9 protein-coding genes and 1 rRNA gene are annotated in these 13,512 nt (G+C 67.5%); 7 read left to right on the forward strand and 3 right to left on the reverse strand.

Annotated features, from left to right (window positions below; genetic code table 11):
- Window positions 1-250: 250 nt before the first annotated feature.
- Both rrf and AB4Y72_RS07450 read left to right on the forward strand, forming a co-directional pair.
- Window positions 251-367: ribosomal RNA gene (rrf, locus tag AB4Y72_RS07445) — 5S ribosomal RNA — on the forward strand.
- Between the two features lie 382 nt (window positions 368-749).
- Window positions 750-1,250 (forward strand): SRPBCC domain-containing protein, encoded by a 501-nt coding sequence (locus tag AB4Y72_RS07450; RefSeq protein ID WP_441425521.1) that lies wholly within the window; start codon window positions 750-752, stop codon window positions 1,248-1,250.
- Window positions 1,251-1,409: 159 nt separating this feature from the next.
- Here the strand turns inward: AB4Y72_RS07450 and AB4Y72_RS07455 are convergent, their stop codons facing one another.
- Window positions 1,410-2,441 (reverse strand): LacI family DNA-binding transcriptional regulator, encoded by a 1,032-nt coding sequence (locus tag AB4Y72_RS07455; protein WP_441425522.1) that lies wholly within the window; start codon window positions 2,439-2,441, stop codon window positions 1,410-1,412.
- Between the two features lie 2 nt (window positions 2,442-2,443).
- A complete protein-coding gene (locus tag AB4Y72_RS07460) occupies window positions 2,444-4,222 on the reverse strand; it encodes a glycoside hydrolase family 13 protein (protein WP_441425523.1) in 1,779 nt (592 codons plus the stop codon).
- Between the two features lie 280 nt (window positions 4,223-4,502).
- On the opposite strand from AB4Y72_RS07460, the gene AB4Y72_RS07465 reads away from it, so the two are divergent.
- The 5 genes from AB4Y72_RS07465 to AB4Y72_RS07485 all read left to right on the forward strand — a co-directional run bounded on the left by AB4Y72_RS07465 (window position 4,503) and on the right by AB4Y72_RS07485 (window position 11,891).
- Window positions 4,503-5,801 (forward strand): sugar ABC transporter substrate-binding protein, encoded by a 1,299-nt coding sequence (locus AB4Y72_RS07465; RefSeq protein ID WP_441425524.1) that lies wholly within the window; start codon window positions 4,503-4,505, stop codon window positions 5,799-5,801.
- Window positions 5,802-5,925: 124 nt separating this feature from the next.
- On the forward strand, window positions 5,926-7,578 hold the full coding sequence (locus tag AB4Y72_RS07470; RefSeq protein WP_441425525.1) for an ABC transporter permease subunit: 1,653 nt from the start codon (window positions 5,926-5,928) through the stop codon (window positions 7,576-7,578).
- Entirely contained in the window at window positions 7,575-8,558 is a 984-nt protein-coding gene (locus AB4Y72_RS07475) for a sugar ABC transporter permease (RefSeq protein ID WP_441425526.1), read from the forward strand. Before AB4Y72_RS07470 ends, AB4Y72_RS07475 begins: the two co-directional genes overlap by 4 nt.
- A 2-nt stretch (window positions 8,559-8,560) precedes the next feature.
- A complete protein-coding gene (locus AB4Y72_RS07480; protein WP_441425527.1) occupies window positions 8,561-10,471 on the forward strand; it encodes a glycoside hydrolase family 13 protein in 1,911 nt (636 codons plus the stop codon).
- A 49-nt stretch (window positions 10,472-10,520) separates the two neighbouring features.
- Entirely contained in the window at window positions 10,521-11,891 is a 1,371-nt protein-coding gene (locus AB4Y72_RS07485; RefSeq protein ID WP_441425528.1) for an FAD-binding oxidoreductase, read from the forward strand.
- Window positions 11,892-11,943: 52 nt separating this feature from the next.
- Here the strand turns inward: AB4Y72_RS07485 and AB4Y72_RS07490 are convergent, their stop codons facing one another.
- Window positions 11,944-13,359, reverse strand: a complete 1,416-nt coding sequence (locus AB4Y72_RS07490) for a DUF4032 domain-containing protein (RefSeq protein WP_441425777.1) — start codon at window positions 13,357-13,359, stop codon at window positions 11,944-11,946.
- Window positions 13,360-13,512: the final 153 nt, after the last annotated feature.

The raw sequence follows: 13,512 nt of genomic DNA on the forward strand, positions 1-13,512 counted from the left end.
AACTTACACCACACACCCCTCCCGTGAACGGATTCAAAAGACGTTCACACCATGGGAAGGGTACAAAGAAACAAGACTGCTTGCGTCCACTATGTGGTTCCCAACCAACAAACCCGTCACCGGGCACGTTGCGACAGGAACCAAACCAAYTGAATAACAACACCACAGCTGCATTCACTGCAGCGGCCATGTTGTAACCACAAGTCTTCCCACCCCGCACCCTTTCCAGGGCGGGGACGGGTAACAGGGTTACGGCGGTCATAGCGTGGGGGAAACGCCCGGTCCCATCCCGAACCCGGAAGCTAAGACCCACAGCGCCGATGGTACTGCACCCGGGAGGGTGTGGGAGAGTAGGTCACCGCCGGAACATCATTAAMGGTCGAGGACCCCCACCACCAGGTGGGGGTCCTCCCGCATTTAAACCCCCACCCAAAAACCGGCCCTCCCGCACGTCCGGCACGCCCAACCACGACGCTCCCGCAGCACCGGCACCTCCCCGGGGGACGCCCCCGCAGCACCGGCACGTTCCTGCCGGACGCCCGCACCCGCACAGGCTGCTGGCCGGACAGCCGGGTCGGCGGGCCAAGGGACGCCGGAGCGCGCTATACGTGAGGCAGAGTCCCGGGATTCCCGGGCATACGTGAGAGAGGATCGCGCCGGAGCCCGCCATACGTGAGAGAGGATCGCGCCGGAGCCCGCCATACGTGAGGGAGCGTCGGGCAGGGAACGCGCGGGTAGAGTAATTGCCCATGGATAACCTCTTTAGCCACGCCCCCGTTGACCCGCCTGATGGCCCCGCGCCGGAGGCCGCGGATGGCCTGGAGCCGGTCGTTTGCACGGTGGTAGTGCCCGGCGCCGTCGCCCGGGCCTTTGTGGGGTTCACCGAGCATACGCACCTCTGGTGGCCACTCGAGGACCACAGCGTCTATGGCGTCGGCTCCTATGTGGAGTTCGAGGAGAACCTGATCATGGAGACCGCTGACGATGGCAGGACGGCCGTTTGGGGGTCCATTGACGACTGGCAGCCGCCGCTGTCCTTCCATGCCAGCTGGCATCCCGGGACTACGGCCATATGGTCAACCGAACTCCGTGTCGCTTTCAAGGCCGTCGAAGGCGGCACAGAGCTCCGCCTGGTGCACAGCGGATGGGAGGGCGCCGAGGACCCTGCTGCGACGCGAGCCGACTATCTGGCCGGCTGGCCCGGCGTCCTGGAGCGGTTCGTGCGGTTCATGGGCGGCGTGAGCGCCTGAGCTTGCTTGGTCGGCGGGCCGCGTCGCGGCGTTCCTTCCCAGTTGCTCGGAGGGTCGGGGCGCGGAAGCCGCAGGCTTTCCGGGCTGTTCTGCAGGTCTGGCCACGCGATGGGGCGAGGAACCGGGCAGGAACGCCGACCCGGAGAAAATAGCCAGCAACTAGCGTAGCGGGCCCTGGTCAACCGGCGGAACGGCGGTGCTGGACCGGACCACGAAGCGGGTGGGGTATTCGGTGTCCGGGGCCGCGGAGTCTGAGCCGCCGTCGAGCCCTGCCAGCAGGCGGCGCACGGCCAGCGCGCCCTGGCCACGCGCGTCCTGGTCGATCGTGGTCAGGCCGAAGACCTCACCCAGCTCGTGGCCGTCGATGCCGATGACCGAGAGGTCCTGCGGCACCCGCAGGCCGAAGTCCCTGGCTGCAAGAATGGTGCCGATGGCCATCTCGTCGGAGGCGGCGAAGACTGCGGTGGGACGTTCCCGCGAGCTGCCGAGCAGCTGCCGGGCGCTGGCATAGGCGCCCTGGATGGTGAAATCTGCGGAGACCTGCCACTCCGGCCGGACCTCCAGCCCCGCCGCACGCATGGCCTTTTTGAACCCCGCCTGACGGGTACCGGGCAGGCGGAAGTCCTGCTCATAGGCGGCGTCGCCGGTCATATGGGCGATTCTGCTGTGGCCGAGCTGGATCAGGTGCCGGGCCGCGGCCTCGGCGATGCCCGAATCGTTGATGCGGATGGTCGACGCCCCAGGCAGCGCTCCGCCGATTCCCACGATCGGACGGTGGATGGCCAGCAGCTGATCGATCTCCGCCTCGGACAGCTCCAGGGAGACGGCGATCACGGCATCCACTCGCTTGCGCAGCAGGAAGTCGTTCAGCACGCTGTGCCGGCGCTCCTGCCCCCCGCTGACGTTGTACAGCGTGAGGTCGTAGCCGGCATCCAGCAGCGTCGCCGAGACGCCTTCGACCACCGAGGAAAAGAACCAGCGGTGGACCGAAGGTACAACGACGCCGACATTGTGGTTGCGCCCGGAGGCGAGGCTGGAGGCGTGGTAGGACAGGACGAAGCCGAGCTCGGCCGCTGCGGCCCGGGCGCGTTCCCGGCTGCGCGGGGAAACGTTGCCTTTGCCGCTCAAGGCGCGCGAAACGGTGGCGATGGAGAGGCCGGCCCGTTCCGCGACGTCCTTGATGCCGGGCATGCCTACCCCTCCGTGTCCTCGATGTAGATTTCCAGCCAAACAGTTTCACCTGAGCTTAACTGATCGCCGGCGGTGGACATGTCCGCGGCGTCGTAACCTGCGCCAGGGGACGTTGAGCTGCGCAGCAGCACCCGCCCGGCAGGCAGCTGAAGAGGTTCGGATCCCGTATTCAGCACCACGAGCGTGGTGCCGTTGAGGAAGGCGATGCTCGTGTCCGTGCACAGGTCCTCATACCAGGACAATGATCCGCGGCCGAGTTCCAGCTCGCGGCGCACGTCCAGCATCCGCTTGTAGAGGCTCAGGTGCGAAGACGGCGATGCGGCCTGCACGTCCCGCGCCAGCCGAGCGAAGCTTTCCGGCTGCGGCAACCACGGGTCCTGCCCGTCGCCGAATCCTGCGTGGAGCTCCCCGGCCCGCCAGGGCAGCGGGACGCGGCAGCCGTCGCGGCCCAGCCGTGCGCCGCCGGTGCGGGCAAAGGTGGGGTCCTGGCGCCGGGTGTCCGGGATGTTGATCCCGTCGGGAAGGCCGAGTTCTTCGCCCTGGTAAAGGTAGGCCCCGCCGGGAAGCCCCAGCATGAACATGGACGCAGCGGCCGCCCGGGAGCGTCCGAGTTCCTCGTCCGGCTGCGGGTCCGCCGTGCCGATTCCGTCACCGTCGCGCGGCGGCTGGCCGTTGTACCCGAAGCGGGTGGCGTGGCGGACGACGTCGTGGTTGGACAGCACCCAGGTGCTGGGGGCGGCGACGGAGTCCAGCGCCGTCAGCGACTCGGTGATGACGGTGCGCATCCGGTGCACGTCCAGGCCGGCATGGAGGTACGGGAAGTTGAAGGCCTGGTGCATTTCATCCGGGCGGACCCAATCGGCGAGCCGGGGGAGCGGGTCCACGTTCGCTTCGGCGCAGAGGATCCGGTCCGGTCCGTACTCGGCAAGAATCCGCCGCCACTGCCGGTAGATATCATGCAGCGCGGGCTGGCCGAACATCGGCGCGTCGTGGCCGGGGAACCCGTCGCAGCTGTTGCCGTCTGCGCGGCCGCCCCACTCCGGCAAGCCGGGGGCCTTGACCAGCGCGTGCGCCACGTCGACCCGGAAACCGGAGACCCCGCGGTCCAGCCAGAAGCGCAGGACCCGTTCGAATTCCTCGTGGACGGCGAGGTTGTCCCAGTTGAAGTCCGGCTGGGAGGAGTCGAAGAGGTGCAGGTACCACTGGCCAGGGGCCCCGTCGGGTTCGGCGATCCGGGTCCACGCCGACCCGCCGAAGTGCGACTGCCAGTTGTTCGGCGGTTCTTCGCCGAAGGTTCCCTTGCCGTCGCGGAAGATGAACATGTCCCGCTCCGGGCTGCCGGCCGGAGCGGCCAGGGCGGCCAGGAAGGCCGCGTGCTGGTCCGAGCAGTGGTTCGGCACGAGGTCAACAATCATCCGCAGTCCCAGCCGCGCGGCCTCGGCAATCATGGCGTCGAAGTCGTTCAGCGTGCCGAACAGGGGGTCGACGTCGCAGTAGTCGCTCACGTCGTAGCCGGCGTCGCGCTGCGGAGACCGGTAAAACGGCGATAGCCAGACGGCATCGATGTCCAGTTCGGCAAGCCGGGGAAGCTCGGCCGTGATTCCGGCGAGGTCGCCGATCCCGTCGCCGTTCAGGTCCCGGAACGAGCGAGGGTAGACCTGGTAAATGACGGCGGAACGCCACCATCCCGGAATGTGGTCTGCGGCGTGCACCGGGGTCAGCGGACCCGTCAGGGGGCCGGCCAGCGCGGCGGGGGAGAGGAGAACTGAATCAACGGACATGACGGTAATCGTAAGTCCCACACGGGAAAAATGAAAACGCTTCCAGTCACAATCGAAACCGGGAGTTTCGGACAGTCGTTGGGCTGTCTCGGGTCCGGCGCACGGCTGGCTGGCAACGCCCTTCGCCCCGGGCCGGTGCGGTGACTTTTCAAAGCGGCACGTAGCGTGTACTTTGGAAGCGCTTGCAGTTGTGAGCCACATCACCGACGATGCCACGGGGCTCTGGAACGGACTTCCAGGGCCTTACGCGTGGATGCAGGAATTTATGAAAGGGACACCAATGAAGGTGCAGAACACCCTCACGAACGGAACGAGCCGCCGCGTATTCACCGCGGGCGCCATTTCCGTAGCGGCCGCGCTGGCCCTCAGCGCGTGCGGCGGCGCCGCAGCCACCGCACCCGCGACCGCGACGGCCAAGCCTGACCTGAAAGCCTCCGGCGCCAGCACGATCACCATGTGGGTCGATGCCGAGCGTGCGCCCGCGCTGAAGGACATCACGGCCAAGTTCCAGGCCGATACCGGCATCGCGGTCAAGCTCGTCGTCAAGGACTTCGCCGCTGTCCGCGACGACTTCATCACCCAGGTCCCGACCGGCAAGGGCCCGGATCTGATCGTTGGCCCGCACGACTGGGTCGGCAAGTTCGTCCAGAACGGCGTGATCGCTCCGGTGGAGCTCGGCGACAAGAAGTCCGAGTTCCAGGACTCCTCCATCAAGGCCATGACGTACAACGGCTCCGTCTACGGCGTCCCGTACGCGATCGAGAACATCGCCCTGCTCCGCAACACGGCGATCGTCTCCGACCCGGCCAAGACCCTGGACGAGGTCGTCGCCAACGGCAAGAAGGCCGTGGCCGACGGTAAGGCGAAGTTCCCGTTCCTCGTGGGCATGGACCCGAAGCAGGGCGATCCGTACCACCTCTACCCGCTGCAGGCCTCCATGGGCTCGCAGGTCTTCGGCAAGGCAGCCGACGGCGGCTACGACCCCAAGCAGCTCCTGATCGGCGACGCCTCCGGCGTCGCGTTCGCCAAGAAGCTCGCCGCCTGGGGCGACAAGGGCGAAAAGATCATCAACTCCAACATCACCGGTGACATCGCCAAGGAGAAGTTCCTCGCCGGCGAGTCCCCCTACTACCTGACCGGCCCGTGGAACGTCCCGGACGTGCAGAAGAAGGGCATCAAGTTCGCTGTTGACGAGCTGCCGACCACCGGCGACCAGCCGGCCCAGCCGTTCATCGGCGTCAACGGCTTCTTCATCAGCGCCAAGAGCGCCAACGCCCTGGCCACAAACGAGTTCGTCACCAACTACCTGACGTCCGAGGCCGCCCAGGACTCCATGTACAAGGCCGGCGGCCGCCCGCCGGCACTGAAGGCCTCCTTCGATAAGGCAGCAAGCGACCCGGTTGTCGCCGCCTTCGGCAAGATCGGCGCCAACGGCGTCCCGATGCCGGCCATCCCCGAAATGAGCGCCGTCTGGGCTGACTGGGGAGCCACCGAGCTCGCCCTGATCAAGGGCCAGGGCGACCCGGCCGCTGACTGGGCCAAGATGGCAGCCAGCATCAAGAGCAAAATCAAGGGCTAGTCCCCGCGCCGGTTCCTGACGCTTCTCCAGGCGCCAGTAACCGGCAGCACCGGGCCGGGCGGCCGTGAGGCCGCCCGGCCCGTTCCTGCATCACCCCAGCTTCTCCCAAGGACTGTAGACAGCCATGTCAGATACCGAACTCCGCGAGGACATAGACCCCGCACTGTCGTCCGCCCCGGACGCCGCCCCCACAACCTCCGCCCGGCGGGCCCGCAGCGCCCGCCCACGCAGGAGCGGCCCCGAAGGGGTGAAGGGAACCATCGCCAAGATCGTGCTGCTGGGCCTCGTGGACGCCCTTGCTGTCTACATCCTGATGATGCTTTTCCTGAGCCAGTCCTGGCTGGCGCTGGGAGTCTCCGCCGCCGTCGTGCTGGTGATCAACTGGATCTACCTGCGCAAGGGCGGCCTGCCCGCCAAGTATCTGGCCCCGGGTGTGCTCTTCCTGCTGGTGTTCCAGGTCTTCGTGGTCATGTTCAGCGGTTACATCGCGTTCACCAACTACGGCGACGGCCACAACAGCACCAAGGATGACGCGATCGCCGCCATCCAGCTCACCGCGCAGAAGCGGGTGCCCGATTCGCCGGCCTACAAGGCCGCCGTGCTCACCAAGGACAACTCCTTCTACCTTCTCTTCACCGACCCGCAGGGCAAGGTCTCGCTGGGTAACACCGAGACGCCGCTCGCGGAAGCCCCCGGCGCCGGCAAGGACTCGGCCGGGAAAGCCAACGCCCTGGCCGGCTACCGGACCCTGAACTTCCAGGAGATCGTTGCCAACCAGCAGAGCATCCTTGGCATCACCGTCCCGGTTTCCGCCAACCCGGCCGATGGCACCCTGCGCACCGCGGACGGCAGCAACGCCTACGAGTTCAAGCCGTCGCTGAAGTACGACGCCGCCGCTGACACCTTCACGGACACCGCCTCCGGTGCCGTCTACCGCGACAACGGCAAGGGCGCCTTCGCGGCAGACAACGGCGAGACGCTCTCCACCGGCTGGAAGATCGACGTCGGGATGGAAAACTTCGCCCGCGCCTTCACCGACCCCAGCCTGCGCGGCCCGCTGCTCGGCGTTATCCTCTGGACCTTCACTTTCGCCCTGGCTTCCGTCGCTCTGACCTTTGCGCTGGGGCTGTTCCTGGCCATCACCTTCAACCGCGAGGACCTCAGGGGCAAGAAGGTCTACCGGATCCTGATGATCCTGCCGTACGCCTTCCCCGCCTTCCTCACCGGCCTGGTCTGGTCCGGCATCCTCAACCCGGAATTCGGGTGGCTCAACCAGAACCTGTTCGGCGGGGCATCCATCGGCTGGCTCACCGACCCGTTCCTGGCCAAGATCAGCGTGCTGGTGGTCAACCTCTGGCTGGGGTTCCCCTACATGTTCCTGGTCTGCACCGGCGCGCTGCAGTCGCTGCCCAGCGAGCTGGACGAGGCCGCCCGGATGGACGGTGCCGGCCCGTGGCGGGTGTTCCGCTCCATCAAGCTCCCGCTGCTGCTGGTCTCGATCGCGCCGCTGCTGATCTCCTCCTTCGCCTTCAACTTCAACAACTTCAACGTGATCTTCATGCTCACCGGCGGCGGACCCCGCTTCGAGGACACCAACCGGGACATCGGAGCCACCGACATCCTGATCACCTTGGTGTACAAGGTGGCATTCGGGCAGGGCACTGGCCGTGACTACGGCCTCGCCAGCGCACTGGCGATCATCATCTTCATCATCGTGGCCACTGTCTCGGCCATTAGTTTCAAGCAGACCAAGGCACTCGAGGACGTGAACGCATGAACGGGTCAGCAGCGCGCACCGCCGCTCCGGCGGAGAAAACCCGGCAGGATGGAGGGACCGGCCCCGGCACCATCGCCACCGGCGGGACCGACTTCGAATACCTCAAGTCCCTGCAGCGCCGGCGCCCGTTCGGCGTCTGGTTCAAGGACAAAGGATGGCGCCACCTGGTGGGGTGCATCGTGACGGTCTTCGCGGTCTTCCCGCTGCTCTACGTGCTCTCCGCAGCGCTCAACTCCACCGGCACCCTGGTGGGATCCAACGCGCTGTTCAGCAGGATCGACTTCGGCAACTTCACCGCCTTGTTCGACATGCCCTCGCGGCCCTTTGCCCGCTGGTTCGGCAACACCATGGTGGTGGGCGGCGTGACCTCGGCGGCCACCGTCTTCTTGGGTGCCATGGCGGCGTACGCCTTCTCCCGGATGCGCTTCACTGGGCGTCGGATCGGCCTGCTCAGCCTGCTGCTGCTCCAGATGTTCCCGCAGCTGCTCGCCGTCGTCGCCATCTTCCTGCTCTTGAGCGGCATCTCCGAGGTCATCCCGGCGCTGGGCCTGGGCAGCCAGCTGGGCCTGATCATGGTGTACCTGGGCGGCGCGCTGGGGGTGAACACCTACCTCATGTACGGCTTCTTCAACACCGTGCCGCAGTCCCTGGACGAGGCGGCGAAGATCGACGGCGCCAGCCACGCACAGATCTTCTTCGGCATCATCATGCGCCTGGTCACGCCGATCCTGGCGGTGGTGGGCCTCCTGACGTTCATCGGCATCTCCGGGGAGTTCGTGATCGCCTCCGTGGTGCTTACGGACCCGGACAGCCAGACCCTGGCGGTCGGGCTGTACTCCTTCGTGGCGCAGCAGCGCTCGGAGAACTGGGGCGTCTTCGCCGCCGGCGCCGTCCTCTCCGCCATCCCGGTGATGGCCCTGTTCCTGTTCCTGCAGCGCTACATCGTCAGCGGCCTCACCGCGGGCTCGGTGAAGGGCTAGGCATGTCCGGCGCTCTTCCGGCCGGACTGCTGCCGCACCACGACGGCTCGGCGCTCCACGCACCGCAGGCGACCGTGGCCGGAGCGCCGGCCCGGCTCCGGATCCGCATCCCCGCGGCGTGGGGCCAGGCCAGCCGGGTCTGGCTCCGCTCAATGCACGACGGCGAGCCCCGGTATGACAGCTGTGTGGAACTCGGCGAGGCCGACGGGTGGGCCTGGTGGGAAGGCGTCATGGCAGTCACCAACCCGGTTGCCCGCTACCGGTTCCTGATCGAGGTCGGCCCGCGGTACTGGACCCTGAACGCGCAGGGACTGTTCAGCCGGGACGTGTCCGACTACGCCGACTTCCGCCTCACCACGTTCCGGCCCGCCCCCGAATGGCTGCGCCGGGGAACGATGTACCAGATCTTCCCGGACCGCTTCGCCCGCTCGGACCGGGCATCGGCGCATCTGGTCCCGGACTGGGCCGTGCCGTGCGGGTGGGACACCACCGAGGTCGAAGGCTCCGGTCCGCAGACCCCTTACCAGTACTACGGCGGCGACCTCCGGGGCATCACCGAGCGGCTGGACCACATTCAGGCGCTCGGGGCCGACGTCATCTACCTGACGCCGTTCTTCCCCGCCCGCTCCAACCACCGCTACGACGCCGCCACCTTCACCTGTGTGGACCCGCTGCTCGGCGGGGACGACGCCCTCGTGGAACTCGTCTCGGCCGCCCACGCCCGCGGTCTGCGGGTGATGGGCGACCTCACGGCCAACCATTCCGGCGACGCCCACGAATGGTTCCAGCGCGCCCTGGCCGACCCGGCCTCCGCGGAAGCCGGGTACTACTACTTCAATGCCGACCACACGGCGTACGAGTCCTGGTACGGCGTCACGTCGCTGCCCAAGCTCAACTGGGCCTCCCCGGGCCTGCGCGAGAAATTTGTCCTGGACGACGATTCCCCCGTGGCGCGCTGGCTCCGGCCGCCGTTCAACCTGGACGGCTGGCGGATCGACGTCGGCAACATGACCGGCAGGCTCGGCGGCACCGATCTGAACCACGACGTCGCCCGGCTGATCGCGAACCGAGTCCGTGAGATCAACCCGGACGCGGCGCTGCTCGCCGAGGCCACGAACGACGCGGCACCGGACTTCAGCGGCGAGAACTGGCACGGCGCCATGACCTACTCCAACTTCACCCGCCCGCTGTGGTCCTGGCTGGCAGGGGACGCGGGACACGTCAACTTCTTTGGAACCCCGCTGCCGGGCCCCAACCGGACCGCCGCGGAGGACTTCCTGGCCACGCACCTGGACCTCGCTGCCGCGTTCAGCTGGGACGTCCGGCAGCAAAACATGAACGCCCTGAACAGCCACGACACCGCTCGGGCGGCCACGGTGATGATCGACGGCGGCCAGCGGCTCGGGGCGCTCCTGATGTTCACCCTGCCGGGTGTTCCCGTGGTGTTCGCCGGCGACGAGTTCGGACTCAAAGGCGACAACGGGGAGTACTCCCGGACGCCCATGCCCTGGGACGACCCCAACCGCATCCTCACCGACCTGACAGCGGACTATGCCGCCCTCGCCGCGCTGCGCCGGGACCAGCCCGCGCTGACCGGCGGCGGCATCCGCTGGCTGTACGCCCGGGGCGACGCGCTGGCGTTTGTGCGGGAAACCGGGGACAGCGCGGTGCTCGTGATCGTCGCCCGGGACGTCGCGGAACTGGAACTGGCCGCCGGTATGCTCTCCGAACCGCAGTTCGCAGCACTCGCGCAGCCGCCGGCCTTCGCCGCCGGCCACATCACGGCGGACCCGGTAACACCGGACACCGATGGCCCTGAAACAACGGGCTCCGAGGCGCTTGCCCTGATCCGAACCGGCGGCCTCGCGGCAGCCGCCTGGGCGCTCCCCGGAGTCAGGCTCCCCGCGCCCTAGACTGAAGGCCAGGACTGAAGGCCGGATTCGACGGAGAACTGGAGAGCACATGCGCAGCATTGTTGAGGAGCTGACGTCCGCCCTGGGCGGGGCGAAAGTCGCCGTGGACGAGGCGACCCTGGCCGCCTACGCCGTGGACCAAGCGCCCGTCCTGGACTATCAGCTCCCGCAGGCGGTGGTCCGCGCCGAATCGGTGGCCGACGTCCAGGCCACGGTACGTGCCTGCGCCGCACGGGGCGTCGCTCTCGTGGCCCGCGGGGCCGGTACGGGCGTCTCCGGGGGTGCCCACGCGAGTGAGGGCTGCGTGGTGCTTAGCCTCGAGCGGATGAACAGCATCCTGGATCTCAACCCGGATGACGAGACCGCCGTCGTGGAACCCGGCGTCATCAACGCTGAGCTCAATACCGCCGCCGCCGTGCACGGGCTGATGTACGCTCCGGATCCCGCGAGTTTCAAGATGTCCACCATCGGCGGCAACGTGGCCACCAACGCGGGCGGGCTGCGGTGCGCGAAGTACGGGGTCACCCGGGACTCGGTCCTGGCCCTCGACGTCGTGCTCGCCGACGGCTCGCTCATCCACACCGGCCACCAGACCTTCAAGGGCGTCGCCGGCTACGACCTCACCGGGCTGTTCGTCGGCTCGGAAGGAACCCTGGGAATCGTGGTGGGCGTGACCGTGCGGCTGAAGTACCTGCCGCGTGAGGTGCACACCATCGCCGCGTTCTACCCCGACTTCCGCAGCGCCGCGGCAGGCGTCCTCGCCGTCGGCAGGGCCCGCGTCCAGCCGGCGATCATGGAACTGCTCGACGGCGGCTCGCTCGTCCAGCTCGATGACCTCCACGGCTCGGACTTGGCCGCGCGCGGGGCATCCCTGCTGCTGATCCAGACTGACGGGTTCGGCGCGGCGGCGGAGGCCGCGGCCATCCGACCGGTCCTCGTCGCGGGAGGAGCGGTGGTGAGCATGGAAGCCAGCGCGGAGGCCGAGCAGCTTGTCGAGCTGCGCCGCAACAGCCGCGGGACCGAGGTGGACGACGAATACCGGGTGGGCGAGGACGTCGCCGTGCCGCGCTCGCGGCTGGTGGACTACGTGGCCGAACTGGAGGCCATGGCGTCGGAGTACCGGGTCCGGCTCAAAGTCGTGGCGCATGCCGGCGACGGGAACCTGCACCCCACCTTCTGGATCGAGCGGGTGGACAATACCGTGGATGCCGATGCCATGGCCCGTCTCGGTGCCGCCCTGGACAAGTCCATTGCCGTGGCGCTGGCCATGGGCGGCACCATCACAGGCGAGCACGGGATCGGGCAGTACAAGCTGCGCTGGCTTGGCCTGGAGCAAAAGGAGCCGGTGCGCGAGCTGCAGCGCCGGATCAAGGAGCTGTTTGACCCGGCCGGGATCCTGAATCCCGGAAAAGCGATTTAGCCCGCCCGTGCCACAACGTGGGTGGGCCCGCAGATTGCTGGCGGCAGGGCCCCTAGTCGTCGACGTCCGGGTATTCGTCAATGGATTCGTCCCCGCCGTACCGTGATTCCTCGGTTTCGACCTCGAGGATCTTGAGCAGCCCGGTATCCGGATTGAGCATGATGGCGGCCTCGTCCCGCCGGTGGCGGAGCTCGTTGTCGATGTAGGACTGGACCGCCTCGGCCAAGGGGATGTGCCGGTTCTCCTTCTCGGACATGTACCAGCGGTGCTCCAGGACCTCGTGCACCGCCTCGGCGGGCTCGAGCTTGCCGGACAGATCGCGGGGGATGGCCCGCACAATCGGCTCGAAGATCTGGCTGACCCAGAGGTGCGCGCTGTATTCCTCGTCCATGGTCGGGTTGTTGTCTGCCCGGAACGAGTCCATGTCGTTCAGGAGCCGGCGGGCCTGGTTCTCTTGGGCGTCCAGGCCGGTGAGGCGCAGCAGCCGGCGCTGGTGGTGCCCGGCGTCGACCACCTTCGGCTGGAGCTGGATGGTGGAGCCGTTCTGTGTGGTCTTGATGGCGTATTCCTCGACGTCGAACCCGAGTTCGTTGAGCCGCCGGATGCGGGCAGCCACGCGCCAGCGCTCGCCGATCTCAAATGATTCCTTCGCCGTCAGCTCGGTCCACAGCCGCCGGTAGCTGTCCATGATGAGCTCGCTGGTGGCCACCGGATCGACCTTTTCCTCGATCAGGCCGCCGTCGAGCAGGTCCATGAGCTCCCCGGCGATGTTGACCCGGGCGATTTCGAGGTCGTACTCGCGCTGGCCGGTGGACAAGTCCGGATAGAGCTCACCGGTCTCGGCATCCACGAGGTAGGCGGCGAAGGCGCCGGCGTCGCGGCGGAACAACGTGTTGGAGAGCGAGACATCGCCCCAATAGAAGCCGATCAGGTGCAGCCGGACCAGCAGCAGCGCCTGGGCGTCGATGAGCCGGGTCAGGGTGTCCTTGCGCAGCATCTGGGAGAACAGGGCGCGGTAGGGCATCGAGAACTTCAGATGCCGGGTGACCAGCACGGGGTTCAGCGGCCGGCCCTCCGGAGTGGTGCGCCCGGTGATGACGGCCACCGGCTCCACGCAGGGCACGTCCAGCCGGGCGAGCTTGCGGAGCATGTGGTACTCGTGGCGGGCGACATGCTCCGAGGTTTCCTTGATGGCGATGACCGACCCGCCCAGGTGGGCGAAGCGCACGATGTGCCGGGAAATGCCGCGGGGGAGTGCCGCCAAGTACTCCGCCGGCCAGTCCTCGAGGGCAATATGCCAGGGCAGGTCGAGGAGCTCGGGCTCGGTGGCCGCCGCCGTGATGCTCAGTGAACTCGCCAGCGAGGCCTTCTCGTCATTGGCGCTGGCGGCCTCGAACCGGGGCAACTTCCCAATCTGGCCGTAGTCGGTGGGCTCGTCGTGCCACTGAGCACTGTTTTCCTCGGTCATGGGGTTTTCCTCGGTCATGGATCAATTCTTCCGTATTTGTTGGGCCGTACCTAAAGCGGTGCGGTTAAAGCCCGACGGCGGCCCTCCCCAGGGGAGGACCGCCGTCAGTCATGCAGGGCTACTTGGCCCACGCCGGCAGTGTTTCTGGCCGAA

Origin of the sequence: Arthrobacter sp. YAF34, assembly GCF_052113245.1 — a bacterium.
GTDB lineage: Bacteria > Actinomycetota > Actinomycetes > Actinomycetales > Micrococcaceae > Arthrobacter.

Coding starts and splice junctions, on each gene's coding strand:
- AB4Y72_RS07480 (WP_441425527.1), top strand. CDS start 8,561: ATGTCCGGCGCTCTTCCGGCCGGACTGCTGCCGCACCACGACGGCTCG.
- AB4Y72_RS07455 (WP_441425522.1), bottom strand. CDS start 2,441: ATGCCCGGCATCAAGGACGTCGCGGAACGGGCCGGCCTCTCCATCGCC.
- AB4Y72_RS07460 (WP_441425523.1), bottom strand. CDS start 4,222: ATGTCCGTTGATTCAGTTCTCCTCTCCCCCGCCGCGCTGGCCGGCCCC.
- AB4Y72_RS07450 (WP_441425521.1), top strand. CDS start 750: ATGGATAACCTCTTTAGCCACGCCCCCGTTGACCCGCCTGATGGCCCC.
- AB4Y72_RS07485 (WP_441425528.1), top strand. CDS start 10,521: ATGCGCAGCATTGTTGAGGAGCTGACGTCCGCCCTGGGCGGGGCGAAA.
- AB4Y72_RS07470 (WP_441425525.1), top strand. CDS start 5,926: ATGTCAGATACCGAACTCCGCGAGGACATAGACCCCGCACTGTCGTCC.
- AB4Y72_RS07475 (WP_441425526.1), top strand. CDS start 7,575: ATGAACGGGTCAGCAGCGCGCACCGCCGCTCCGGCGGAGAAAACCCGG.
- AB4Y72_RS07465 (WP_441425524.1), top strand. CDS start 4,503: ATGAAGGTGCAGAACACCCTCACGAACGGAACGAGCCGCCGCGTATTC.
- AB4Y72_RS07490 (WP_441425777.1), bottom strand. CDS start 13,359: ATGACCGAGGAAAACAGTGCTCAGTGGCACGACGAGCCCACCGACTAC.